Source organism: Methylobacterium phyllosphaerae (assembly GCF_001936175.1).
Lineage (GTDB): Bacteria > Pseudomonadota > Alphaproteobacteria > Rhizobiales > Beijerinckiaceae > Methylobacterium > Methylobacterium fujisawaense.
In genome coordinates, this window is record NZ_CP015367.1 from 4,723,364 (window position 1) to 4,745,979 (window position 22,616).

Here is a 22,616-nt window from a genome sequence, read left to right on the forward strand (position 1 = left end):
GAAAAGGTTCGGATGCGAAAGTGCCGGTGCGGCCTCAGGTTCCCGCAGCCGCGACGGATCCGCGGCGGCGGGACTGTTTCGCCGCAGGGCGCGCCTAGCGGTTGCGGCCGGGGCGCGCCATCCAGTCCGACCGGTTGCCGCGGGAGGCCGCCTCGCCGACCTGGATCCGCTGCAGTTCCGCCGAGCGCGAGGCGATCCAGCCGGCATGCTCGGCCACCGGCGTCACGGCGGTGAAGCCGCCGCAGGCGGTGCGGCGCGTGCCCTGCTGCAGGGCCCCGCTCGACCAGCTCACCACGCCGACGATCCGGTAGCCGCCGGGGCCTCCGGTCAGGATCGGGCCGCCGGAATCGCCCAGGCAGGCACCGGCGCCCGAGGTCTCGGCCATGCGCCGCCGGTCGGTCACGACGGTCACCCGGTTGGCGACCTGCAGGGAGCCGATCGACACGAGATGGGCGAGACGCAGGACCCGCGCCGAGTTCCGCCGGTTCTCCGCCACCACGCCGAAGCCCGCGATGTCCACCGGCTCGCCGTTGCTGATCGAGCCGGCGCCCCGGGGATCGAGGGGCACGTAGTCGTTGCCGAGCGGCTGCTCGAGCTTGAGCAGCGCCAGATCGACGCCGGGCTGATCCTCGGGGGTCGTCCCGGGCACGAAGTCCGGGTGCATGGAGGCGGCGATCACCGGGGTCCGGTGCTGCCGGAAGCTCCGGTCGACGCTGATCACCGTGTATCCGGCGGGGCGCATGACGCAGTGGGCGGCGCTGAGCACGAGGTCCGGGGCGATCAGTGTCCCCGAGCAGATCTCGCCCTCGGTGCTCTCGATGCGCACCACGAAGCTGCGCGCGCCGTTCGGATCCCGCGTCGTCGCGCCGTTGATCACCGCGGCGGCGGGCGTGGGGAGCAGGCCCGTCAGGGCGCCGAGCAACGACACGCCGAGCAGGCCGCCCCACAAGCCGCCCCTCAGGCCGCCGCGCAGGCTGCGCTCGCGGGGGCCGGCCGTCCGGATCGGGCGAGGGGACATCGGGATCTCCGGGCGCGCGCTCTGCGCGGGTGGGGGCGCCGGATGCGGGAGGCGGCGCGCGGTGAGCCTAGAGCAAGGCAAGTGCCCGGCCAAGCTGAGGTTCCCTGCGCACACGTCGCCGTGACGTTACTCCGTCCAGCGCGCGGTCCGGTTCCAGCCACCGAGCACGCGATCGATCCAGCCGCGCTGCGGCCCCGTCAGGATGCCCTGGGTCAGGCCGCCGCAGGCGCCGCCGATCCAGGCCGACAGCGCCAGGACGGCCCCGTCCGGTCCCGCGATCGGGCCGCCGGAATCCCCCTGGCAGGCGCCGCCGCCCGTGCCCTTCAGCCAGACCAGGACCCGGCTCGGCCCGTAGGGCTCGATCACCGGCAGCCCGACGCTGCGATAGGTGCCGGTGGAGCGCGGATCGCCGGGCTTGGCCGCGCCGTAGCCCGACAGGGTCAGGATCTCGCCCGCCCGGGCCGGGGCGGCGCTCAGGGTCACGGGCGCGAAGCGGGTCGGCAGCGGCGTCGCGGTGCGCAGCAGCGCGAGGTCGATGGAGCGCCGCCGGGCCGCGGCCGCGCCGGGCGCGTAGCCCGGATGCAGCGCCTGCGCGGCGACGTCGACGAGGACCGGTTCGCCGGCGGCGTCGCGGAAATGGACGCGGTGCTCCCTTGCGTCGGCGAGGCAGTGGCCGGCGGTCAGCACCGTGTCGGGGGCGAGCACCACGCCGGTGCAGACGCCGCCCTTCGACGACAGGACCATCACGGCCCCGCCGGCCGGGGCCTCGGTGCCGCCGACCACCGCCAGCGCCGGGAGGGCGGCGAACGCCAGGATCGGCGCCAGGGCCGCCGCGAAGGCCGCCGCAAGGCTCCCCCCCGCCGGGTGGCGCACCGGGCGGCGCTTCGAGATCGGCATCGGACCACCTGCAGAGAGACGCGCGATGATCCCGTTACGCATCGAGGCCGCCGCCGTCGAGCCGGTGGGCGTGCCCGACCTGCGCGCCTACCTGCGGTTCGAGTCCGATGCGGGCGCCGACGAGGACGGGCTGCTCCAGGCCCTGATCAGTGCGGCGCGCGCGAGCCTGGAGATCGAGACCCGCCGGATCCTGATCCCGGGCCGCTACCGGATCGCCCTGTCCGCATGGCCGCCGGACGGGCAGGTGCCGCTGCCCCTGAGCCCCCTGGTCGCGCTCCTCCGCGCCGGCTTCGCGCAGGCTTCGGGGGGCGTCACCGACCTCGCCGCGGGGCTCGTGCGCCTCGGCCCCGATCCGGGCGAGGCGCCGTCCCTGCGCATCGATCCCGCCGTGCCGGATCCCGCCGGCCGCATGATCCTGATCGAGGTCGCGGCGGGATACGGCGGCGACGGGCCGCCGCTCCCCGAGCCTCTGCGCCTCGCGATCCTGCGTCTCGCCGCCGCCCGCTACGAGCATCGCGGCGACGAGCCCGATGCCGCCCGTACCGACGCGGCCGAACTCGCCGCGCCGTTCCGGCGGATGCGGCTCTGACACGGCTGTGACGCTCGCTCCCGGAGTTTCCCCGATGGCGTCCTCGTCCCAACACCCGCCCCTCGGCGCGCGGCGCCGCCGCTTCGTGCTCGAACGGCCCCTGGAAGAGCCGGACGGCTTCGGGGGCGTGCTGCGCCGCTACGTGGCCGGCCCAGTCCTGTGGGGGGCCCTAGCCCCGGCGGGGATGGCCGATCGCCCGGCCGGCGGCCGCACCGACACGCTGCCCGCCTACCGCGTCACCCTGCGGAGCCGGGCCGAGCTCGACCCGACCATGCGGCTCGCCGCCGGCCCCCGCCGCTTCGCGATCCGCGCCGTCACCGAGCCGGATGCGCGGGGCCGCGACCTGATCTGCCACGTCGAGGAACTGCCCCGGGAGGGCCGGTCGTGAGCGATCCGGGCCCGCTCCTGGCGCTCCGCGCCGGCCTGATCGCCCGCTTCGCCGCCGATGCCGCCCTTGCGGCCCTGCTGGGCGGCCGGGTCCGGCTCTACGACGAGCCGCCGCGGGGCACGCTCCCGGTCTACGCTCTGTTCGGCGACGCCGAGATCACGGACGATTCCGTCGACGGCGCCGAGCGCCACCGGCACAGCCACGCGATCGTGGTGATCGCTCAGGCCGGCTCGGTGCGCACCGCCCTCGACGCCGCGGCGCGGATGGCGGCCCTGCTGCAGGACGCCGCGACGCCGCCCGTCCTCCCCCTTGCGGGCTGCCGGCTCGTCACCCTGCGGGTGCGGGCCGTCCGCGCCCACCGCGACGCCCGGACCGGCGAGGCCCGCGCGAGCCTGACGGTCGAGGCCGTCACCGAGACCCTGTGAGGAGAAGGCCGATGGGCGCGCAGAAGGGCAAGGACCTGCTGATCCGGGCCGGCGACGGCGCGGGCGGCTTCACGGCGGTGGCGGGCCTGCGCAGCCGCCAAATCACCCTCAACGCCGAGACCGTCGACGTCACCAACGCCGATTCCGCCGGGCGCTGGCGCGAATTGCTGGCCGGCGCCGGGGTGCGCCGGGCCGCGATCGCCGGCTCCGGCGTGTTCCGCGACCAGGCGTCGGATGCGCGCCTGCGGCTGCTGTTCTTCGAGGGCGCGGTCGAGGTGTTCCAGATCGTGATCCCGGCCTTCGGGACCCTGGAGGGACCGTTCCAGATCGCGAGCCTCGAATACCGGGGCGACCATGCCGGCGAGGTGACCTTCGACATGAGCCTCGAATCCGGCGGCGCACTCGCCTTCGCGGCGGCCTGAATCCCATGGCCAACCGGATCCGCGGCGAGGTGCCGCTCGACCTCGGCGGGCAGCGCTACACCCTCTGCCTCACCCTCGGGGCGCTGGCCGAGCTGGAGACCGCGCTCCAGGCCGGCGATCTTGCGGGCCTCGCCGCGCGCTTCGCGGGCGGGCGCGTCTCGGCCCGCGACCTGATCGCCCTTCTGGGCGTCGCCCTGCGGGGCGGCGGCCACGATCTCGACGACGCGGCGGTGGCGCGGCTGCCCCTGGCGGGGGGGCTCGATGCCGTCTCGGCCGCCCTGGGGGACGTCCTGGCGGCCGCCTTCGGGGAGGCGCCGGGCCCGGCAAACCCTCCCTAGAGCCGGATGCGGATCTGCCGCCGCGTCCGGCTCCGGGCCGCTTCCCCTGGGACGACGCCCTGGCCCTCGGCCTCGGCGCTCTGGGCTGGCGGCCCCGCGATTTCTGGTCGGCGACCCCGCGCGAATTCGCCGCCGCGCTCGGCCGGCGCGGCGGGCCGGAGCCCCTGACCCGCGCCGCCTTCGCGCGGCTGCTCGCCGCCTATCCCGATCCGACATGAGGCGCTTCGATGGCCGAGACCGACACGCAGACCGACGACCGGATCAGGCAGCTCGAGACCCTCGACCGCCTGGCGCAGACTTTCGGCCGCAGCCTCGACACGGCCCTGACCCGCGGGGCCGCCTCCGGTCGCAGCCTCGACGGGGTGCTCGGCACGATCGGGGCGCGCCTGGCCGGCGTGGCGGCGCGGGCGGCGGCCGGGCCGATCCAATCGGGCGTCACGGGCCTCATCGGCGCGATGCTGGGCTCGGGCTCGGAGACCGGCTTCGCCCGGGGCGGCGTGTTCCGGGGCGGCCGCGTCCAGCCCTTCGCCGCCGGCGGTGTCGTGGCCGCACCGACCTACTTCCCCATGGCGGGGGGCGCCGGCCTCATGGGCGAGGCCGGCCCCGAGGCGATCCTGCCCCTGGGCCGCGGTCCGGACGGGCGGCTCGGCGTCGCCGCGGGTGGCGCTCAGGCCCGGCCGGTTTCCGTGACCGTCAACATCGCGACTCCCGACCCGGGAGCCTTCCGCCGCTCCGAGGCCCAGGTGACCGCGAGCCTCGCCCGGGCGGTGGCGCGCGGCCAGCGGGCGACGTGAGGGATCCCGCCGCCGACGCCCCGCTCCAACCGCCGAGTTCGCCATGGCCGACGACTTCCACGAGGTGCTGTTCCCCCTCGACGTGTCCCTGCGCGCGAGCGGCGGCCCGCAGCGGCTCACCGAGATCGTGACCCTGGCCTCGGGCCGGGAGCACCGGAACGGCCGCTGGGCCGATTCCCGCCGCCGCTACGATGCCGGGTTCGGCATGCGCGGCCTCGACGCGCTGCATGTTGTGCTCGCCTTCTTCGAGGAGCGGCGCGGGCGGCTCTACGGCTTCCGGTTCCGCGACCGGGTCGACGGCCGCTCCGGGCCGCCCGGCCGGCCGATCGGGCCCCTCGACCAGCCTCTCGGCACGGGTGACGGCACCGCGACCACCTTCCCCCTGGTGAAGACCTACGGCGCCGGTCTCGCGACCTATCGCCGCCGGATCGCCAAGCCGGTGGCGGGCAGCGTCCGGGTGGCGGTCTCGGGCCGGGAGATCGAACCCGGCGCCTTTGCCTGCGATCCGACCACCGGTCTCGTCACCTTCGCCTCCGGCCAAGTCCCGCCCCCGGGCGCCGCGGTGACGGCGGGCTTCGCCTTCGACGTTCCGGTCCGCTTCGACACCGACGCGCTGACCATCGACCTCGCCGCCTTCACGGCCGGGGAGATCCCGAAGGTGCCGCTCGTCGAGATCGTGCCCTGAGGAGGCGTGAGGCCATGCGCGACATCCCGGAGGCCTTCGCGGCCCATCTCGCGGGCGGCGTGACCACCCTGTGCCGCTGCTGGTCCCTCCGGCGGCGCGACGGGCTCGCCCTCGGCTTCACCGACCACGACCGCGACCTGACCGTCGCGGGCCTCGTCCACGCCGCCCGCACCGGGCTGGAGGCGGCCGAGGCCAGCGCCGAACTCGGCTTCGCGGTCTCGGGCGGCGACGTGGCCGGGGCGCTCAGCAGCCTCGGCCTCACCGAGGCGGACATCGCCGGCGGCCTCTACGACGGCGCCGCGGTGGAGACCTGGCTGGTGGACTGGACCAACCCCGAGACGCGGCTTCTCATCGACGTCGCCACCATCGGCGAGGTGCGCCGCGACGGGGACGCCTTCGTGGCGGAGCTGCGCGGCCTCGCCCACCGGCTCGGCGCCGAGCGAGGCCGCACCTACCGGGCGACCTGCGGTGCCGATCTCGGTGATGCGCGCTGCCGGGTGGACCGCGCCGCGTGGACGACCACCGGCCGGGTGACCGGCGTGCCGGAGCCGGCCACGCTCGCGGCGACGCTCGTCGGCGCCTTCGCGGACGGCCTGTTCACCGGCGGGCGGCTCACCTGGACCGCGGGGGCCAATGCCGGGCTCGCGGCGGATCTGCGCCTCCAGCTCGGATCCCTGATCGAGCTCTGGACCGTGCCGCCCCGGCCGGTCGCCGTCGGCGACGGCTTCAGCCTCACGGCCGGGTGCGACAAGCGCCTCGCCACGTGCCGCGACCGCTTCGCCAACGCGGTCAATTTCCAGGGCTTCCCGCACATGCCCGGCAACGACGCGGTGATGCGCGCGGTGCCGGGCTCCGACCACGTCCTCGACGGCGGGAGCCTGTTCCGATGAGCGCGATGCGGCGGGATATCGGTGTTGCGGCGCTCGGCGAGGCGCGCCTGTGGCTGGGCACGCCCTACCGGCATCAGGCCTCGCTCCGGGGCGTAGGGTGCGACTGTCTGGGCTTGCTGCGCGGGGTCTGGCGCGGGCTCTACGGCGACGAGCCGGAGGGGCCGCCCCCCTATTCGGGAACCTGGGCGGAATCGGCCGCGCCCGGGACCGACCCCCTCACCGAAGCGGCCGCCCGCCACCTCGTGCCGGTGCCGGGACCCCTGGCGGATCTGGCGCCGCGGGCGGGCGACGTCCTGCTCTTCGCCTTCCGCCGCCACCTGCCGGCGCGCCACTGCGCCATCGCCACCGGCGACGGCGCCATGATCCATGCCCACGACGGCGCGGTGGTCGCCGAGGTGGCGCTCACCGGCTGGTGGCGTCGGCACATGACGGGGGTGTTCCGGTTTCCGGACGTCCCGTCGGGCCGCCGCGGCGTCGCCGAGTCCGACCTGCGGCCCGGCCGCGGTGCGCATCGAGACCGGCGGATCGATTGCGAACAGGTCGATCTCGGAGCTCCGTCATGGCGACGCTGATCCTGTCCTCGGCCGGCGCGGCCGTGGGCACCGCCCTCGGCGGTCCGATCGGCGGCATGATCGGTCGGGCGCTCGGCTCGGTCGCGGGCGCGGCGCTGGGCGGCGCCCTGTCGGGGTCCGGGCGATCTACGCGCTTCGTCGAAGGGCCGCGGCTCGCCGACGTGGCCGGGCTCACCTCCACCGAGGGCGATCCGATCCCGCGGGTCTACGGCCGGGCGCGGATCGGCGGCACCCTGATCTGGGCGACCCGTCCGCGGGAGGTCGCCAACACCGCGGTGCAGCGCGCCGCCGCGCCCGCCAAGGCCATGGGCGGCCTGACGGGCGGCCAGAGGACCGTCACGACCCGCTACACCTACTTTGCCAACCTCGCGGTCGGTCTGTGCGAGGGCGAGATCGCCTTCGTCCGCCGGATCTGGGCGGACGGCAAGGAGATCGACCAGGTCGGCCTGAACCTTCGGGTCCATACCGGCGGCCCCGGCCAGGAGCCCGACCCGCTCATCGTCGCCAAGGAGGGGGCTGAGAACGCGCCGGCCTATCGCGGCCTCGCCTATGTGGTGTTCGAGAACCTGCCGCTCGCCGCCTTCGGCAACCGCGTCCCGCAATTCGCCTTCGAGGTGATCCGCCCGGTCAACGGCCTGTTCGGCCGGGTGCGGGCCGTCGACCTGATCCCCGGCGCCAGCGAGTTCGGCCTCGATCCGGACCGGGTCACCGTCGATCTCGGGCTAGGCCGGACCGAGGCCGCCAACCGGCACCAGCTCCAGCGCGGCACCGACGTCGTCGCCTCCCTCGACGCCCTCCAGGCGCTCTGCCCGAACCTGCGCCGGGTCGCCGTGGTGGCGACGTGGTTCGGCACCGACCTGCGGGCGGGATCCTGCCGGGTCGTGCCGAAGGTCGAGGCCGCACACAAGCGCGCCCTGCCGGAGGATTGGAGCGTTGCCGGGATCACCCGCGACCGGGCCGAGGTGGTCTCGACCCTGCCGGACGGCAGCCCGGCCTATGGCGGCACCCCCGCGGATGCGGGCCTGACCCGGCTGGTGGCCGAGCTGGCGCGCCGGGGGCTCGCGGTGTCGCTCTATCCGTTCGTCATGATGGACGTGCCGGCCGGCAACGCGCTGCCCGACCCGCACGTCCCCGGCGCCGCGCAGCCCGCCTATCCCTGGCGCGGCCGCATCACCTGCGATCCGGCCCCGGGCCGTCCGGGAAGTCCGGACGGGACCGCCGCGGCCGACGCGCAAGTCGCGGCCTTCTTCGCGGGCGGGTACCGTGCCGCTCTGCTCCACTACGCCGGCCTCGCGGCCGGCTGGGCGGCCTCCGGGGTGCCGCTCGCGGCCTTCGTGATCGGCAGCGAGCTCGTCGGCCTCACCCGGGTGCGCGGCGCCGCCGGCTACCCGGCCGTGGACGCCCTGCGCGACCTCGCCGCCGCGCTCCGCGAACGCCTCGGCCCAGCGGTCACCCTGGTCTACGGCGCCGACTGGACTGAGTACGGCGCCCATGTCCGCGACGGCGGCGCCACGGTGCGCTTCCCCCTGGACGCGCTGTTCGCCGATCCGAACATCGGCGCCGTGGGGATCGACTGGTACCCGCCCATCTCCGATTGGCGCGACGACCCGGACCACGCCGACCTCGCGGTGACGGGCGACATCGCCGACCGGGCGTATCTCAAGGCGCGCGGCGCGTCCGGCGAGGCCTTCGACTGGTACTACGCCGACGCGGACGACCGGGCCGCCCAGACGCGCCGGCCGATCACCGACGGCGTCGCCGGCAAGCCGTGGCTCTACCGGGCCAAGGATCTCGTCGCGTGGTGGTCGAGCCCGCACGTGGAGCGCGACGGCGGCGTCGAGACCCGCAGCACCGCCTGGGTGCCGGCCGGCAAGCCGATCTGGCTCACCGAGATCGGCGTGCCGGCGGTGGACAAGGGCACCAACGGCCCCAACGTCTTCCCGGACCCGAAATCCTCCGAGAGCGCCTTCCCGCCGGAATCCCGGGCCCTGCGGGACGAGCTGATCCAGCTCCGCGGTCTGGAGGCCGTGATCGCCCGGTTCGACCCGGCCGTGCCGGGCTTCCGGGAGGCCGACAACCCGGTCTCGCCGGTCTATGGCGGCCGCATGGTCGATCCCGACGGGATTTTCGTCTGGGCCTGGGACGCGCGGCCCTTCCCGGCCTTCCCGACGGTGCGGGGCGTCTGGGCCGACAACGCCAACTGGCGGGTGGGCCACTGGATCACCGGCCGGATCGAAGGCTGCGACCTCGACCTGCTGGTCCTGAGGATCCTCGCGGATTTCGGCTTCGACGCGCCGGTCTCCGTGGAGGCCGCCGCCTATCTCGACGGCTACGTGATCGACCGGCCGCTCACGGCACGCGGTGCTTTGGAGACGCTGGCGCAGGTCTACGGCCTCGACGTCTCGGCGGTGGCCGGGACCCTGCGCCTGCGCGGTCCCCGCCGCGACCGGCCCGTGGCCCTGGCCGAGGCCGACCTCGTCCGGCTGTCCGAGGACCGGCCGGTCCTGCACCAGGTCCGGGCCGAGGAGAGCGCCCTGCCGCGCTCCGTGGAGCTGGGGATCACCGAATCCGAGAGCCCGGATTACCGACGCGCCACGGCGGCGGCCGTGCGGCCCGCCGGCCTGCGGCGGCGCGAGACCCGGATCGAGTCGGCGATCGTCACCCGCCGCGAGACCGGCGACGGGCTCGCGGAGGCGCTGCTCGACCGGCTGATCGCGGCCCGCGACAGCGCGGTGTTCACCGTGAGCCCGCGCCGGGTCGAGCTGGAGCCCGGCGACCTCCTGGCGGTGCCCTGCGCGGTGCCGGGCGGCACGGTCCTGCGCCGGATCGACCGGATCGACGACGCGCCCACGGGCCGCCGGATCGAGGCGAGCGGCGTGCCGCCCCGGGTGGGACCCGGGCGCGGGCTGCCTCGCCAGATGGCCCAGGCGGCGGTGGCGCCGCCCGCCTTCCCGGGACCGCCGCTCGCCCTGGCCCTCGACCTGCCGGTCGACCGCGGCAGCCCGACCGTCCTGCAATACGCCGCGGTGGCGGCCGAACCCTGGCCCGGCGCGATCGCGATCTGGCGCGCGGCGGGCGACGGACCGCTCGCCCTGCACCGCGTCGTCGACTACCCGGCCTGCCTCGGGCGCACCCTGTCGGCGCTGCCGGCCGGCCCGCTCTGGCGGATCCAGCGAGGCGTGCATCTCGACGTCGCCCTGCGGCGCGGCGCGGCCCTCGCGTCGATCGGGGAGGGCGCGATGCGCGCCGGGGGCAACCTGTTCGCCCTGCTCGGCGCGGATGGCGCCGTGGAGCTGCTCTGCGCGGCGAACGCGCTGCTGACCGGGCCCGACACCTACCGGCTGTCCGGCTTCCTGCGCGGGCTCGCCGGAAGCGAGGCGGCGGCGGGGCGCGTCAGCCCGGCGGGGAGCCTGATCGTGCGCCTCGACGACGGCGCCGTGACGCCCCTGATCGACCGGCTGGACGAGGTCGGCCGCGCCTTCCGCTACCGGATCGGGCCGGCGGACAGCGATCCGGCCGATCCGGCCTTCACCGAGTTCACAGCCACGGCCGGCCTCGCGGCGCTCACGCCGCTGCGGCCGGTCCACCTGCGGGCGCGGCGCGGCGCGGATGGCGTGCGGCTCTCCTGGATCCGCCGGGCCCGCCGCGACGGCGACGCCTGGGAGCCGGCCGAGATCCCGCTCGACGAGCCGGAGGCCTACGCGGTGACGCTGTTCTCGGCCGCCGGCACGGCCATGCGCACGCTCCGGGCCGAGGCCCAGCACTGCATCTACGCGGACGAGGCGGCCGATTTCGGCGGGGCCCAGGCGCATCTCGACGTCGCCGTGGCGCAGATCGGGCAGGTCGCCGGCCCCGGCCCTGCCTGTCGCGCCCGCATCCCCGTCCGCACGGCCTGACCGCCCGGGAGTTGCCTCATGTCCGACGCCACGCCCCATCTCGGCCTGCCGCTGATCGCCGCCAGCCAGGCGCAGAAGCACGTCACCCACAACGAAGCGCTCGGCCTTCTCGACGCCCTCGTCCAGCTGGCCTGCCTGGACAAGGACCTCACCGCGCCGCCGCCGAGCCCCGCGGAGGGCGACCGCTACCTCGTGGTCGCCGCCGAGCCCGGGGGCGCCTGGGCGGGGCTCGCCGGCCAGGTGGTGCGCTACGGCGACGGCGTCTGGACCGGCGCGGTGCCGCGGGCCGGCTGGCTCGCCTGGCTGATCGACGAGGCCGACCTCTACGTCTTCGACGGCGCAGCCTGGACGAGCTTGAGCCGGACGCTGACGGCGATCCAGAGCGTCAGCCGCCTCGGGATCAACACGGGGGCGGACGCCACCAACCGCCTCGCCGTCAAGGCCGATGCCGCGCTTCTGACCTGGGACGACGCCACGCCGGGCAGCGGCGACATGCGGGTGTTCGTCAACCGCAAGGCCGCCGCCCGCGACGCCGCTCTGGTCTTCGAGACCGGCTACGCGGCGCGGGCGATGCTGGGCACCCTCGGGAGCGACGACTTCAGCCTGAAGGTCTCGCCCGACGGGTCCGCCTTCGCCACGGCGCTCACTGCCTCGGCCCGGACCGGCGGGATCGACTTCGCCTCGGCCGAGACGGCGCTCGCGGCCGCCCCCACCACCGACCTCGGCGGTGCGGGCACGCGGCGGGTCCTCGTCACCGGCGCGGCACGGATCGCGAGCTTCGGCGCCGCGGCCGACCGGGAGCGGTTCGTGCGCTTCTCGGGGGCCGCGACCCTGGTCCACGATCCTGAGGCGCTGGCGCTGCCGACCCGGGCCGATCTCGTCACGGCCCCCGACGACACCTGCATCGCCACCTCGGACGCGGCGGGCCGCTGGCGCGTGCACCACTACCAGCGCGCCGACGGGACGCCGCTCGCGACCGGCGCGCAGGTGCTCGGCGCGACCGGGTCGGTCCGGCTCCCGGGCGGCCTGATCGTGCAATGGGGGCTCGTCACCGCCGCCGACGCGGACGTCGCGGTGGCGTTCGGCACCGCCTTCCCGGGGAGCTGCCTCGGGGTCTGGGCGCAGCCGGTCGCCGGCGCCGCGCTCTACGTCGCGCAGGTCAGCGACGTGGCAGTCGCCGGGTTCACGCTCCGCACCCGTCGCGCGACGGCCGGTTCGGTGGCGGGCGCCGGGTCGGTGCCGACCTACTGGCTCGCGCTGGGTGCGTGAGCGCCTGACCCTGCGGGTCCGTCGCGGCCGCGTCCGCTGTCAGTCCGGGACTGCGCCGAGGGCCCGCAGCATGACCGGCTCCACGGCCGCGTACCCCGCCCCGTTGAGGTGGATGCCGTCGTCGGTGAGATCCCGCCGGAGCGCCCCCTCCGCCGTGGCGAGCGCCGGCCCGTAATCGACGAGGCGGGCGGTGCCCGCCGCGCAATAGCTGCGCAGCCATCCGTTCAGGGTGCGGATCCGCGCCACCGGGCGCAACTCGGGGCGCCAGCCCCAGAAGTCGCTCGGCATCACGGTGCCGATGGTGAGCGGCAGACCGGCCGCGAAGGCCATCCGCCCCATGGCGATGATGTTCTGGGCGATCGCCCGGTCCGGGACCGGGCCGCCGATCTCCGCGATGTCGTTGATCCCGCATAGCAGGTGGACGCCGCGCGCATCCGCGGTGTCCCGGAGGAAGCGCGCCCGGATCTGTGCGCTCGTCTCGCCCGGCACCCCCCGGGCCACGAAGCCGTGTCGCGCGAAGGTCTCGGCCCGCACGACGCCCCAGGCGGCGGTGATCGAATCGCCGATGAACACGAGCGGCCGGTCCTGTCCGCGTCCCACACGTCCCCCATCGGCGCCGCGCCCGGGATCGGGCGCCGCCGCCTTAGCCCGGTGGGGTCGGGCACGCCACCGTCCGGAGCACGCCCATGTCGAGCCCCCTCCCGAATGCGCGGGATTCCTTCGCCGCCGCATGCCGCCGCCTCGGGCCGCGGCTGATGCGCGATCTCGGCCTGAGTGACGTCCAGGCCGCCGGGCTCCTGGGCAATCTCGGCCACGAGACCGGCGGGTTCCGCCACCTCCAGGAGATCGCCCCCGCGGTGCCCGGCTCCCGCGGCGGATGGGGGCTCGCCCAGTGGACCGGCCCCCGGCGCGTCGCCCTGGAGGCCTGGTGCCGGGCGCGGGGCCTCGATCCCGCCGATCCCGAAGCGGGCTACGGCTATCTCTGCGCCGAACTGCGCACCACCGAGGCGCCGGCCCTCGCCGCCCTGCGAACCACGACGACCCTCGCGGCCGCCACCGAGACGGTCTGGCGGCGCTACGAGCGGCCGGGCGTCGTCGCCCCCGCGCGCCGCCTCGCCTGGGCCCGCCGGGCGCTCGCCGCCCTTCGCGACGGCCCCGCCGCTCCGGCACCGGACCGGCGGCCCGGACAGGCCTGACCGGCCCCGTCGCACCCGATCCCGAGCCGGCCGGGTCCGCCGCGCGCATAGCCACGGAGATCGACGATGATGCACCGTATCCGGGCGGGCCTCGCCCTGGCCTGCACGAGCCTGTCGCTTGCCGCGCTCGCCGAGCCGGCCGCCGCCCGTTCCGCCACCGACCTGGCGATCCCGTGGGGCGACTGGCTGGTCGGCCTGCTCCAGCCGGTGACCGCCGCCCTCGTGCCCCTCGCCGCCGCCGCCGTCACCGCCGGCATCGCCCGGGTCGCGCCCTGGGCCGCCTCGGTGCTCACCCGCGATCGGATCGAGGCCGCGATCCGCGCCGGGGCCGAGTTCGGGCAGAATGCCGTGGCCGGGGCCGCCCGGGGCCGGACCGTCGGCGTCGATGTCGGCGCCGCAGTGGTGGCCGCTGGCGCCCGTCACGTGCTCGCGACCGCCCCCGCGCACGTCGTCCGGAAGGCGGGCGGGCCCGAGGGCGTCGCCGCGCGGATCTTCCGGGCGCTGCCCCTCGATCCGCAGGCGAGCGCCGCCAACGTCCTCGCCCCGGCGCTGACCCAACTGCGCGAGCCGGACAAGCGCCCCGGCTGAGGCCGACGCCCCGGGAGCCCGTGGAACAGGGATCGACGCCATGAACACCGCCCGCACCACGACCCGCAGGGCCTCGGGACGGGCGGTCGAGCCCCCCGAGGACGGGGCCGGTCCCGGCGTCGCGCTGGGCGGCCGGCCCCGGACGATCCGCTTCCCGCCCTTCTGGCACGCGTGGTTTGCGCGTCAGACCGAGCCGCGGCTCGCCGCCCTCGACGAGCTGGTCGATGCGCATGTCGAGCGCCGGGCGCTGCGCCGCTACCTGCGGCGGCTGAAGCACGCGACGGTGTTCGCATTCGTCGCCGCGGCGGCGGCCGCGCACTGGTTCTCCGATCAGGTCGCGTGGCTCGCCGCGCATGTCCCGGCCCTGTGGGCCCTCTGGAAGCTGCTGACGGGAGCGTGAGATGCGTCTGCGCTGGGACAGGGTTCTCGACCGGGCCTGGCTCGCCCTGGCCGCCGCTACGGCGGTGACGGTCGCCGTCCACGAGGGCGGCGCGGTCGGCCGGCGCGCCTGGACGCTCGGGTCCGGCGGCGGCGCGCTGGCCGCGCCGGCGGGACCCGGCGGGGTCAACCCGCCGGCCCGCGCCGCCCTGGCCTGCGGGCCCGCCCCCGCTCCGTCGCCATGACGGCGGTCGACGCGCCTGTGCGAAGCGGCCCGCGGCGTGGAACCGGGCGCCGCCTCGGCCGTCATGTCGGCACGATGCCGTCCGCCGCCAGATCAACCGCGAAGGGAATGTCCGGACCGACGCCGACAACCGCCGGGGTTGACGCACGGCTACGTATTCAGGACGCATTCAGTGCCCTGGGCGCACATCGTTCGCCAATGCGCTACGCCATCGCCCTCGTCGCCATCAGCCTGACCGCCGCGGCCCTCGCCGCGGGCGGGTTCGGCTCCATGGCGGATGACGGGCCGGCCCCCCAGACGGGCGCCGTCTCCAGCCAGGCGCCGCTGCGCATCGAGAGCTGCCTGTCCCCCGCCGACCTGCGCGAGGAGGTCGGCGAGCGGCGGGTGATCCCGCCCGTGGCGGCGATCCGCGCGGCCCGCACGGTGATCCCCCGGGCCGAGATCCAGCGGGCGAGCCTCTGCCGTCACGAGGGCGGCCTCGTCTATATGCTCACCGCCTTGCGCCGGGACGGGCATTTCGTGCACGTGATCGTGGATGCGCGCACCGGCACCGTGGCGGGACAGTATTGAGCGGGCGCCGCAACCGTGTCGGAGGGGAGTAAGCCGTGCGACTGCTCGTCGTCGAGGATGACAAGGACATCAACCGGCAGGTCGTGGCCGCGCTGGAGGAGGCCGGCTACGTGGCCGACAAGGCCTATGACGGCGAGGAGGGTGGCTATCTCGGCGAGAGCGAGCCCTACGACGCCATCATCCTCGACATGGGCCTGCCCAAGGCCGACGGCGTCACGGTGCTCCAGAAGTGGCGCCGGGCCGGCGTGAAGACGCCGGTGATCATCCTCACCGCCCGGGACCGCTGGTCCGACAAGGTCGACGGTTTCGATGCCGGTGCCGACGACTACGTCACCAAGCCCTTCCACATGGAGGAACTGATGGCCCGCGTCCGGGCGCTGCTGCGCCGCGCCGCCGGACACGCCACCAGCCAGATCGCCTGCGGGCCGGTCACCCTCGACACACGCTCCGGCAAGGTCTTCGTCGACGGCGCCCAGGTGAAGCTGACGAGCCACGAGTACCGGCTGCTCTCCTACCTGATGCACCATACCGGCCGGGTCGTGTCCCGGGCCGAACTCACCGAGCACCTCTACGATCAGGATTTCGACCGTGACTCGAACACGATCGAGGTGTTCGTGGGCCGCCTGCGCAAGAAGCTCGCGGTGGACCTGATCCAGACCGTGCGCGGCCTCGGCTATCTCGTGGATCCCAACCAGCCGCCGGCGCGGATGTGAGCGCAACCGCACGTTCCGGCACGCTGCCGGCCGTCTTCATGCGCGGCGGCACCAGCAAGGCGCTGATGCTGCACCGCCGGGACGTGCCGAAGGATCGCGCCGCCCGGGAGCCGGTCTTCCTCTCCGCCATGGACAGTCCCGACCCGTTCGGGCAGCAGCCCAACGGCATGGGCGGGGGCGTCTCGTCGGTGTCGAAGATCTGTGTGGTGGAGCGCTCCGCGCGGCCGGATGCCGACATCGACGACACTTTCTTGCAGGTCGTGGTTGGCGACGGCTGGCGGGTCGCGCGCGGCGCGTTCGTCCGCACGGCGCGCCCGCTGATGCGGGGCGCCGTGTTCGACGATGCGCCGCCGCCCGTCTGAGCGACCGACGCATCCATGATCGACCTCATCGGCCTCTTCTCCCTGCGCCGCCGCTCCATCGCGGTGCGGCTCGCCGTGTCGGCGTTCCTGTCGAGCTCCGCGATCCTGCTGATCGCGGCCTGGATCCTCACGACCCTCTACCGCGAGAACACCGAGCGCTCCTTCGACAGCCGGCTCCTCGTCTTCGCCAACAACCTCGCCACCGATCTCGTCTCGCCCAACGATCCCGAGAGCCGGACCTTCTCGCTGGGCGATCCGCGCTTCGACCTGCCCCTGTCCGGCTGGTACTGGCAGGTCGGCAAGCCCGACGCGAAGCCGCGCGACGTGCGCACCTCCCGCTCGCTGGTCGGCGTGCCGCTGCCGGCGGCCACCGATTCGGACGGCAAGGCCGGCGTCGGCCAGATCCGCCAGGGCTACGGCAAGGGGCAGGACGGGCGCCTCCTGCGCATCATGGAGCGCGACGTCGATCTCGGCGAGGAGGGCCGCTACACGGTCCGGGTCGCGGGTCCCGCCGACGAAATCGTCAACGACGTCGACCGGTTCCGCAATTCGCTGACCATCACCTTCGGCCTGCTGGGCCTGTCGCTGGCGATCACAACCCTGCTGCAGATCCGGTTCGGCCTCGCGCCGCTCAAGAAGATGCGTGCGGCGCTGGGCGCCGTGCGCCGGGGCGAGGCCGACCGCATCACCGGCACCTATCCCCGCGACATCGCGCCGCTCACCGGCGAGGTGAACCTCCTGATCGAGACCAACCGGGAGATCCTGGAGCGCGCCCGCACCCAGGTCGGCAACCTCGCCCACGCCCTGAAGACGCCGCTCTCGATCATCGTCAACGAGGTCGGCGCCTCCGATGCCCCCGAGGAGCTGACGCACAAGATCCGCGAGCAGGCCGCGGTGATGCGCGATCAGGTCAATTACCATCTGGACCGGGCGCGGGCCGCGGCACTCGCCGGCACGCTCGGCACCTCGACCGAGGTGGAGCCGGCGCTGGCCGGCCTCGTGCGCACCTTCGGGAAAATCTACCGGGACAAGGATATCGCCTACGACGTCCACGTGCCTCCCGGCCTGCGCTTCCGCGGCGAGCGCCAGGACTTCGAGGAGATGGTCGGCAACCTCGTCGACAACGCGTCGAAATGGGCCCACGGCCGGGTGGCGATCCGGGCCGAGGCGGTCGACAAGGACGATTATCCCCACCTCGTCGTCGCCATCGAGGATGACGGCCCCGGCCTGCCGCCGGAGGCCCGCCAGGCCGTGCTCGGCCGGGGGCGGCGCCTCGACGAATCGAAGCCCGGATCCGGCCTCGGCCTGTCGATCGTGGCCGACCTCGCCGCCCTGTACCGGGGGCGGTTCACCCTGGAGGAGGGAGCGCTCGGCGGCCTGCGGGCGGTGCTGGAGGTGCCGGGCGACCTGCCCGTCGGTACCGCGACCCACTGAGGCCGTCCGCGAGTTCCGCGAGGGGGCGGTGTGAGGCCGACGCGGCCTCATGGCCCAGCCCAGGCCCTTGTCATCGTGGGAGAGTTGCGTGACACCGTGCCGCCGTCGGGAGGCGTCGTGGCATCACGCTGCCGGCTCCACAGGGCGTGGGGAGGGGCGGGCCGGTCCGGCTCGTTGGCGGAAAGGTCCATGACGGCGATCTGGTTCATTCTGGCGGCCATGACCGCGGCGACCGTTCTCGGCCTGCTCTGGCCGATGTCGCGGCGCGCCGCCGTGCCGACCGGCGAGGCGGGCGGGAGCGGGCTCGCCACCGAGACCGCGTTCTACGAGGATCAGATCGCCGAGATCGACCGCGACCTCGAACGCGGCCTGATCGCTCCGGACGAGGCCGAGACCGCCAAGGCCGAGGCGGCCCGCCGCCTGCTCCGGGCAAGCCGCGAGGCGCAGCGCGAGGCCGAGGATGCCGGCCTCGTCGAGGCCGCGCGCCCGGCCGAGCCGCGCCTGCGCCGGCGGCGGGCGGCCTCGGCCTTCGCGCTCTCCACAATTCCCCTCGTGGCGCTGATCGCCTACGGCCTCTACGGCTCGCCCGAACTGCCCGCCCAGACGGAAGCCGACCGGCAGGCCACCCGCGGCGGGGCCGACGAACTCATGAAGGCGGTGGGGCAGATCGAGGCGCGCCTCGCCCGGGACCCGAACGACGCCCGCGGCTGGGCGGTGCTCGCCCCGGTCTACATGCGCACCGGCCGCTTCGACGATGCCGCCCGCGCCTACGCCAACATCGCGCGCCTGAAGGGCGAGACCGCCGACACCCTCGCCGATCAGGCCGAGGCCCTCACGGCGGCCGGCGACGGCACCGTCTCGCCCGAGGCCAAGGCCCTGTTCGAGAAGGCCCAGGCCAAGGAGCCGAACGCACCGAAGCCGCGCTTCTATCTGGCCCGGGCGGCCGAGCAGGCCGGCGATACCGGTGAGGCAATCCGCCAGCTCACCGAACTCGAGGCCAGCAGCCCGCCGACCGCCCCCTGGCTCGGAATCGTCAAGCAGAGCCTCGCCCGCCTCAAGGGCGAGCCGCCGCCGCCCCCGACGACGCCCCAGGCCGCCCCGAAGATCCCGGCCGAGCAGCAGACGGCGATCCGCGGCATGGTCGACGGTCTCGATGCCCGCCTCAAGGCCGGCGGCGGCACCTCCGACGAATGGCTGAGGCTCGTCCGGTCGCGGGTGGTCCTCGGCGAGCCCGATCAGGCGGCCGCCGCCCTGGCCCGGGCCCGGACCGCCCTCGCGGGTGACCCGCAGGGGCTCGCCCAGGTGGAGCAGGGCGCCCGCGCCGTGGGACTCGGCGCGGAGGGCGCGGCGCCCGGGCCCGCCGGGTCGGGTGAGGCCGGCCCGACCGCGCAGGCCGAGAAGGAGGCCGCGATGGCGGCGGTGCGCGCCATGCCGCAGGCGGAGCAGCAGGCGGCGATTCGCAGCATGGTCGAGGGGCTCGACCGGCGCCTCGCCGCGCGGGGCGGCACGCCGGACGAGTGGATGCGCCTCGTGCGCTCCTACAGCGCGCTTGGCGAGCGCGACCAGGCCGTGAAGGCCCTCGACCGCGCCCGGATGGCGCTGGCCGCCAACAGCGACGCGGTGGCGCGGCTCGACGGACTCGCCCGGGAGCTGGACCTCGCCGCCAAGCCGAATCCCTGACAAGCCCGATCCGCGACACCGCGAAATCGTGAGGCCGCCTGCGCGGGACGGGGCCCGTACGACAATCGGTCCTGATGCCCGCCCTTGACCCGCGGGCGCCTGGAGCCGACACCCTCAAGACTAGAATGAGAACGGTTCCGGTCGGGGCGGGTCTCCGCGCGCCGGACCGCGGGGTGGAAGTATCGTGACGCGTAAGAAACGCCGCCTGATCCTGATCGCCGCCTGCGGCAGCGTGCTGGCGCTCGCCGTGGGGCTGATCCTGTACGCCATGAGCGGCTCGATCGTGTTCTTCCGCTCGCCCACCGACATCGCCCAGCAGGCCATCGCCCCGGGTACGCGCCTGCGGCTCGGCGGTCTGGTGAAGGACGGCTCGCTCAGGCGCGGCCCGGACCAGACGGTCGACTTCGCCGTCACCGACACGAACGCCACCGTCGCGGTCCACTACAAGGGGCTGTTGCCGGACCTGTTCCGGGAAGGGCAGGGCGTGGTCGCCGAGGGGGTCCTGGAGCCCGGCGGCGAGTTCCGCGCCGACACGGTGCTCGCCAAGCACGACGAATCCTACATGCCCCGCGAGGTGGCCGACGCGCTGAAGGCGCAGGGGCGCTGGCAGGAGGGGGGGCCGAACAAGGCGGCCCCGGCGCCGAAACCCGCTACGGCGGCGGCGGACAGCACCCTCGGCCCCCGCAGCGAGCGGTGAGGGAATCCGCATGATCGTCGAGACCGGTCACTTCGCCCTCGCGCTCGCGCTGGCGATCTCCCTCGTCCAGATGGTGATGCCGATCTGGGCGGCACGTTCGGGCGATCCGGCCCTGCGCCAGACCGCTTCGCAGGCGGCGCTCGGCGCCTTCGCCTGCGTGTTGTTCGCCTTCGCGGCGCTCACCTGGGCGCACGTCACCTCCGATTTCTCGGTCCAGAACGTCGTCGAGAATTCGCACACGCAGAAGCCGCTGATCTACAAGCTCTCCGGCGTCTGGGGGAACCACGAGGGCTCGATGCTCCTCTGGGTGCTGATCCTCACGCTGTTCGGCGCCTGCGTGGCCGCCGCCAAGAACGCGGTGCCGCCGCGGCTGCGGGCCAACACCCTGGGCGTGCAGGGGCTGATCACCTTCGTGTTCGTGCTGTTCATCATCACGACCTCGAACCCGTTCACCCGCGTGATCCCGGCGCCGCTCGAGGGCAACGACCTCAACCCGCTGCTGCAGGATCCCGGCCTCGCGATCCATCCGCCGCTCCTCTATGTCGGCTATGTCGGCTTCTCGATCAGCTTCGCCTTCGCGGTGGCCGCGCTGATCGACGGGCGGATCGACGCCGTCTGGGCGCGGGCGGTGCGGCCCTGGACGCTGACCGCGTGGTGCTTCCTGACCCTCGGAATCGCGATGGGCTCCTATTGGGCCTATTACGAACTCGGCTGGGGCGGCTGGTGGTTCTGGGATCCGGTCGAGAACGCCTCGCTGATGCCGTGGATCGCCGGCACGGCGCTGCTCCACTCCACGGTGGTGATGGAGAAGCGCGACGCCCTGAAGGTCTGGACGGTGCTGCTCGCCATCCTGACCTTCTCGCTCTCGCTGATCGGCACCTTCCTGGTCCGCTCCGGGGTCATCACCTCGGTGCATTCCTTCGCCACCGACCCGACCCGCGGCGTCTTCATCCTGGCGATCCTGGTGCTGTTCATCGGCGGCTCGCTGACGCTGTTCGCGTGGCGCGCGCCGCTGCTCCGGCAGGGCGGTCTGTTCGCGCCGATCTCCCGCGAGGGCTCGCTCGTCCTCAACAACCTCTTCCTGGTGGCGGCCTGCGCCACCGTGCTGGTCGGCACCCTCTACCCGCTGGTGCTGGAGATGCTGACCGGCGAGAAGATCACGGTCGGGCCGCCCTTCTTCAATTCCACCTTCGTGCCGCTCGCGATCCCGCTGCTGCTGATCGTGCCCGTGGGGCAGGCACTGGCCTGGAAGCGCGGCGACGTGCTCGCCGCCGCCCAGCGCCTCTTCGCCGCGCTGGCGGTGGCCCTGGTCGTCGGCTTCGTGGTCCTGGCCCTCACCTGGGGCGGCCCGGTCCTGGCGCCGGTGGGGATCGGCCTCGGCGCCTATCTGCTGATCGGCTCCGTTCTGGAGATCGTCACCCGCGCCCGGGGCTACGGGGCGAGCCGGGCCCGCTCGCTCGGCCAGATCGGGCGCCGCGCCGTCGGCCTGCCGCGCTCGGCCTGGGGCACCGCCATCGCCCATGCCGGGGTCGGCGTGGTGGTGCTGGGCATCGCCGCACAGGGCTGGGCCACCGAGGGCTTGGCGACCCTCAAGCCCGGCCAGACCCTGGCGACGGGGCCCTACACGGCCACCCTGGACCGGGTCGCGCCGCGCAAGGGACCGAACTACGAGGAGGCCGCCGCCTACCTGACGATCCGCACCCGGGCCGGCGACGAGGTCGGCCAGGTCGAGACCGGCAAGCGCTTCTACCCGAGCCGCAAGATGGCGGTGACGGAGTCCGGGCTGCTGACGATCGGCGCCAGCCAGGTCTATGCGAGCCTCGGCGAGATCGGCCAGGACGGTGGCGTCGGCCTGCGCCTCTACTACAAGCCGCTGGTCCTGCTGATCTGGCTCGGGGCGGTGGTGATGGCGGTCGGCGGCGGCCTGTCGCTGACGGACCGGCGGATGCGCGTGGGCGTCCCCGCCAAGGCGAAGGCGCGGCCGCTCCCCGTCGCGGTGCCGGCCGAATGATGGCGCGCCGCTCCCTCCGACCGGCCCTGGCGGCGCTGGCCCTGCTGGCGTCGCTTCCCGCCCACGCGGTCCAGCCCGACGAGGTGCTGAAGGATCCCACCCTGGAGCACCGCGCCCGGGAGATCTCGGCCGAGCTGCGCTGTCTCGTCTGCCAGAACCAGTCGATCGACGATTCCGACGCGCCGCTCGCCAAGGACCTGCGCCTGATCGTGCGCGAGCGGCTGCAGAAGGGGGACAGCGACAAGGCGGTGCTCGACTACGTCGTGGCGCGCTATGGCGAGTTCGTGCTGCTGCGCCCGGTCTTCGCGCTGCACACCCTGCTGCTCTGGCTGACCCCGGTTCTGGCGGTGCTGCTGGGCGGCTTCGGCCTGTGGCGCCTCGCCCGCCGCCGGCCGCCCGCACCGGTCCGGACTCTGTCGGCCGCCGAGCAGGCGGAGGTCGCGGCGCTGCTGCGACGCGATTAGAATTGGGGGCGGTAGCGATTCGCCCGCCCCATTCGGCACGAGTCTTGGATCGGGCTTCGCAGACCGCATGATCGGCGACGCGCCCCGGGGCAGGAC

Annotated in this window: 27 protein-coding genes; 24 read left to right on the forward strand and 3 right to left on the reverse strand. The window is 74.7% G+C overall.

Translation table 11 applies throughout. The annotated features are described in order from the left end of the window. Positions 1-94 precede the first annotated feature (94 nt). Positions 95-1,018, reverse strand: coding sequence for a S1 family peptidase (locus tag MCBMB27_RS21495; RefSeq protein ID WP_078947095.1), 924 nt, complete (start codon positions 1,016-1,018; stop codon positions 95-97). Between the two features lie 126 nt (positions 1,019-1,144). Further along, a complete protein-coding gene (locus MCBMB27_RS21500) occupies positions 1,145-1,915 on the reverse strand; it encodes a S1 family peptidase (RefSeq protein WP_075381246.1) in 771 nt (256 codons plus the stop codon). A 25-nt stretch (positions 1,916-1,940) separates the two neighbouring features. Here MCBMB27_RS21500 and MCBMB27_RS21505 point away from each other — a divergent pair, with 25 nt between their 5' ends. From MCBMB27_RS21505 to MCBMB27_RS21560, 12 genes are read left to right on the forward strand one after another with little or no spacing between them, the layout of a single operon-like run. Then, the gene (locus MCBMB27_RS21505) at positions 1,941-2,504 is read left to right on the forward strand and encodes a head-tail connector protein (RefSeq protein WP_075381247.1); all 564 of its coding nucleotides are present in this window, start codon (positions 1,941-1,943) and stop codon (positions 2,502-2,504) included. Between the two features lie 34 nt (positions 2,505-2,538). Continuing rightward, positions 2,539-2,892: a head-tail adaptor protein gene (locus tag MCBMB27_RS21510; RefSeq protein WP_043349544.1), complete on the forward strand. Its 354-nt coding sequence runs from the start codon at positions 2,539-2,541 to the stop codon at positions 2,890-2,892. Beyond that, positions 2,889-3,317 (forward strand): tail completion protein gp17, encoded by a 429-nt coding sequence (gene gp17 / locus MCBMB27_RS21515; RefSeq protein ID WP_043349542.1) that lies wholly within the window; start codon positions 2,889-2,891, stop codon positions 3,315-3,317. The genes MCBMB27_RS21510 and gp17 overlap by 4 nt, the downstream gene beginning before the upstream one ends. A gap of 11 nt (positions 3,318-3,328) precedes the next feature. After that, on the forward strand, positions 3,329-3,739 hold the full coding sequence (locus tag MCBMB27_RS21520) for a phage major tail protein, TP901-1 family (RefSeq protein ID WP_043349538.1): 411 nt from the start codon (positions 3,329-3,331) through the stop codon (positions 3,737-3,739). 5 nt (positions 3,740-3,744) lie between these two features. Next, on the forward strand, positions 3,745-4,077 hold the full coding sequence (locus MCBMB27_RS21525; protein WP_043387351.1) for a gene transfer agent family protein: 333 nt from the start codon (positions 3,745-3,747) through the stop codon (positions 4,075-4,077). A gap of 14 nt (positions 4,078-4,091) precedes the next feature. Then, a complete protein-coding gene (locus MCBMB27_RS21530; protein WP_075382066.1) occupies positions 4,092-4,295 on the forward strand; it encodes a phage tail assembly chaperone in 204 nt (67 codons plus the stop codon). Between the two features lie 9 nt (positions 4,296-4,304). Beyond that, the gene (locus tag MCBMB27_RS21535) at positions 4,305-4,871 is read left to right on the forward strand and encodes a phage tail tape measure protein (protein ID WP_075381248.1); all 567 of its coding nucleotides are present in this window, start codon (positions 4,305-4,307) and stop codon (positions 4,869-4,871) included. A 43-nt stretch (positions 4,872-4,914) separates the two neighbouring features. Continuing rightward, positions 4,915-5,556, forward strand: a complete 642-nt coding sequence (locus MCBMB27_RS21540; RefSeq protein WP_075381249.1) for a DUF2460 domain-containing protein — start codon at positions 4,915-4,917, stop codon at positions 5,554-5,556. A 14-nt stretch (positions 5,557-5,570) separates the two neighbouring features. Beyond that, complete coding sequence (locus MCBMB27_RS21545; protein WP_053609246.1) at positions 5,571-6,446, forward strand: DUF2163 domain-containing protein; 876 nt, start codon at positions 5,571-5,573, stop codon at positions 6,444-6,446. Beyond that, the gene (locus MCBMB27_RS21550; protein WP_075381250.1) at positions 6,443-7,018 is read left to right on the forward strand and encodes an NlpC/P60 family protein; all 576 of its coding nucleotides are present in this window, start codon (positions 6,443-6,445) and stop codon (positions 7,016-7,018) included. Before MCBMB27_RS21545 ends, MCBMB27_RS21550 begins: the two co-directional genes overlap by 4 nt. Continuing rightward, on the forward strand, positions 7,006-10,914 hold the full coding sequence (locus MCBMB27_RS21555; protein WP_075381251.1) for a baseplate multidomain protein megatron: 3,909 nt from the start codon (positions 7,006-7,008) through the stop codon (positions 10,912-10,914). The genes MCBMB27_RS21550 and MCBMB27_RS21555 overlap by 13 nt, the downstream gene beginning before the upstream one ends. Before the next feature lie 18 nt (positions 10,915-10,932). After that, the gene (locus MCBMB27_RS21560; RefSeq protein WP_075381252.1) at positions 10,933-12,183 is read left to right on the forward strand and encodes a DUF2793 domain-containing protein; all 1,251 of its coding nucleotides are present in this window, start codon (positions 10,933-10,935) and stop codon (positions 12,181-12,183) included. 39 nt (positions 12,184-12,222) lie between these two features. Here the strand turns inward: MCBMB27_RS21560 and MCBMB27_RS21565 are convergent, their stop codons facing one another. Further along, on the reverse strand, positions 12,223-12,756 hold the full coding sequence (locus MCBMB27_RS21565; protein ID WP_075382067.1) for a GDSL-type esterase/lipase family protein: 534 nt from the start codon (positions 12,754-12,756) through the stop codon (positions 12,223-12,225). Between the two features lie 113 nt (positions 12,757-12,869). Between MCBMB27_RS21565 and MCBMB27_RS21570 the strand changes: the two genes are divergently transcribed. The 12 genes from MCBMB27_RS21570 (at position 12,870) to MCBMB27_RS21625 (ending at position 22,520) form a co-directional block, all read left to right on the forward strand. Beyond that, on the forward strand, positions 12,870-13,379 hold the full coding sequence (locus tag MCBMB27_RS21570) for a phage tail tip lysozyme (protein WP_075381253.1): 510 nt from the start codon (positions 12,870-12,872) through the stop codon (positions 13,377-13,379). 66 nt (positions 13,380-13,445) lie between these two features. Continuing rightward, positions 13,446-13,967: a hypothetical protein gene (locus tag MCBMB27_RS21575; protein WP_051976246.1), complete on the forward strand. Its 522-nt coding sequence runs from the start codon at positions 13,446-13,448 to the stop codon at positions 13,965-13,967. Positions 13,968-14,007: 40 nt separating this feature from the next. After that, entirely contained in the window at positions 14,008-14,367 is a 360-nt protein-coding gene (locus MCBMB27_RS21580) for a hypothetical protein (RefSeq protein ID WP_075381254.1), read from the forward strand. 1 nt (position 14,368) lies between these two features. After that, positions 14,369-14,590: a hypothetical protein gene (locus MCBMB27_RS21585; RefSeq protein ID WP_075381255.1), complete on the forward strand. Its 222-nt coding sequence runs from the start codon at positions 14,369-14,371 to the stop codon at positions 14,588-14,590. 197 nt (positions 14,591-14,787) lie between these two features. Then, on the forward strand, positions 14,788-15,159 hold the full coding sequence (locus MCBMB27_RS21590; RefSeq protein ID WP_043354854.1) for a PepSY domain-containing protein: 372 nt from the start codon (positions 14,788-14,790) through the stop codon (positions 15,157-15,159). A gap of 35 nt (positions 15,160-15,194) precedes the next feature. Continuing rightward, entirely contained in the window at positions 15,195-15,872 is a 678-nt protein-coding gene (locus tag MCBMB27_RS21595; RefSeq protein WP_012321897.1) for a response regulator transcription factor, read from the forward strand. Beyond that, positions 15,869-16,234 (forward strand): PrpF domain-containing protein, encoded by a 366-nt coding sequence (locus MCBMB27_RS21600; protein ID WP_257787391.1) that lies wholly within the window; start codon positions 15,869-15,871, stop codon positions 16,232-16,234. The genes MCBMB27_RS21595 and MCBMB27_RS21600 overlap by 4 nt, the downstream gene beginning before the upstream one ends. A 15-nt stretch (positions 16,235-16,249) precedes the next feature. After that, positions 16,250-17,668: an ATP-binding protein gene (locus MCBMB27_RS21605; protein ID WP_043349505.1), complete on the forward strand. Its 1,419-nt coding sequence runs from the start codon at positions 16,250-16,252 to the stop codon at positions 17,666-17,668. Positions 17,669-17,857: 189 nt separating this feature from the next. Beyond that, positions 17,858-19,348 carry a c-type cytochrome biogenesis protein CcmI gene (gene ccmI / locus MCBMB27_RS21610; RefSeq protein ID WP_075381256.1) on the forward strand — a complete coding sequence of 497 codons (1,491 nt, stop codon included), beginning with the start codon at positions 17,858-17,860 and terminating at the stop codon, positions 19,346-19,348. A gap of 184 nt (positions 19,349-19,532) precedes the next feature. Further along, on the forward strand, positions 19,533-20,045 hold the full coding sequence (gene ccmE / locus MCBMB27_RS21615; RefSeq protein WP_043388080.1) for a cytochrome c maturation protein CcmE: 513 nt from the start codon (positions 19,533-19,535) through the stop codon (positions 20,043-20,045). A 10-nt stretch (positions 20,046-20,055) separates the two neighbouring features. Further along, a complete protein-coding gene (locus MCBMB27_RS21620) occupies positions 20,056-22,056 on the forward strand; it encodes a heme lyase CcmF/NrfE family subunit (protein ID WP_043760138.1) in 2,001 nt (666 codons plus the stop codon). Next, a complete protein-coding gene (locus MCBMB27_RS21625) occupies positions 22,056-22,520 on the forward strand; it encodes a cytochrome c-type biogenesis protein (protein ID WP_043388082.1) in 465 nt (154 codons plus the stop codon). The genes MCBMB27_RS21620 and MCBMB27_RS21625 overlap by 1 nt, the downstream gene beginning before the upstream one ends. The last annotated feature ends 96 nt before the right edge of the window (positions 22,521-22,616 follow it).

What these genes read in the sequence shown, in the direction of transcription:
- MCBMB27_RS21495 (WP_078947095.1), bottom strand. Translation starts at nt 1,018, where the DNA reads ATGTCCCCTCGCCCGATCCGGACGGCCGGCCCCCGCGAGCGCAGCCTG.
- MCBMB27_RS21500 (WP_075381246.1), bottom strand. Translation starts at nt 1,915, where the DNA reads ATGCCGATCTCGAAGCGCCGCCCGGTGCGCCACCCGGCGGGGGGGAGC.
- MCBMB27_RS21505 (WP_075381247.1), top strand. Translation starts at nt 1,941, where the DNA reads ATGATCCCGTTACGCATCGAGGCCGCCGCCGTCGAGCCGGTGGGCGTG.
- MCBMB27_RS21510 (WP_043349544.1), top strand. Translation starts at nt 2,539, where the DNA reads ATGGCGTCCTCGTCCCAACACCCGCCCCTCGGCGCGCGGCGCCGCCGC.
- MCBMB27_RS21520 (WP_043349538.1), top strand. Translation starts at nt 3,329, where the DNA reads ATGGGCGCGCAGAAGGGCAAGGACCTGCTGATCCGGGCCGGCGACGGC.
- MCBMB27_RS21525 (WP_043387351.1), top strand. Translation starts at nt 3,745, where the DNA reads ATGGCCAACCGGATCCGCGGCGAGGTGCCGCTCGACCTCGGCGGGCAG.
- MCBMB27_RS21535 (WP_075381248.1), top strand. Translation starts at nt 4,305, where the DNA reads ATGGCCGAGACCGACACGCAGACCGACGACCGGATCAGGCAGCTCGAG.
- MCBMB27_RS21540 (WP_075381249.1), top strand. Translation starts at nt 4,915, where the DNA reads ATGGCCGACGACTTCCACGAGGTGCTGTTCCCCCTCGACGTGTCCCTG.
- MCBMB27_RS21545 (WP_053609246.1), top strand. Translation starts at nt 5,571, where the DNA reads ATGCGCGACATCCCGGAGGCCTTCGCGGCCCATCTCGCGGGCGGCGTG.
- MCBMB27_RS21550 (WP_075381250.1), top strand. Translation starts at nt 6,443, where the DNA reads ATGAGCGCGATGCGGCGGGATATCGGTGTTGCGGCGCTCGGCGAGGCG.
- MCBMB27_RS21555 (WP_075381251.1), top strand. Translation starts at nt 7,006, where the DNA reads ATGGCGACGCTGATCCTGTCCTCGGCCGGCGCGGCCGTGGGCACCGCC.
- MCBMB27_RS21560 (WP_075381252.1), top strand. Translation starts at nt 10,933, where the DNA reads ATGTCCGACGCCACGCCCCATCTCGGCCTGCCGCTGATCGCCGCCAGC.
- MCBMB27_RS21570 (WP_075381253.1), top strand. Translation starts at nt 12,870, where the DNA reads ATGTCGAGCCCCCTCCCGAATGCGCGGGATTCCTTCGCCGCCGCATGC.
- MCBMB27_RS21575 (WP_051976246.1), top strand. Translation starts at nt 13,446, where the DNA reads ATGATGCACCGTATCCGGGCGGGCCTCGCCCTGGCCTGCACGAGCCTG.
- MCBMB27_RS21580 (WP_075381254.1), top strand. Translation starts at nt 14,008, where the DNA reads ATGAACACCGCCCGCACCACGACCCGCAGGGCCTCGGGACGGGCGGTC.
- MCBMB27_RS21585 (WP_075381255.1), top strand. Translation starts at nt 14,369, where the DNA reads ATGCGTCTGCGCTGGGACAGGGTTCTCGACCGGGCCTGGCTCGCCCTG.
- MCBMB27_RS21590 (WP_043354854.1), top strand. Translation starts at nt 14,788, where the DNA reads ATGCGCTACGCCATCGCCCTCGTCGCCATCAGCCTGACCGCCGCGGCC.
- MCBMB27_RS21605 (WP_043349505.1), top strand. Translation starts at nt 16,250, where the DNA reads ATGATCGACCTCATCGGCCTCTTCTCCCTGCGCCGCCGCTCCATCGCG.
- ccmI (WP_075381256.1), top strand. Translation starts at nt 17,858, where the DNA reads ATGACGGCGATCTGGTTCATTCTGGCGGCCATGACCGCGGCGACCGTT.
- MCBMB27_RS21620 (WP_043760138.1), top strand. Translation starts at nt 20,056, where the DNA reads ATGATCGTCGAGACCGGTCACTTCGCCCTCGCGCTCGCGCTGGCGATC.
- MCBMB27_RS21625 (WP_043388082.1), top strand. Translation starts at nt 22,056, where the DNA reads ATGGCGCGCCGCTCCCTCCGACCGGCCCTGGCGGCGCTGGCCCTGCTG.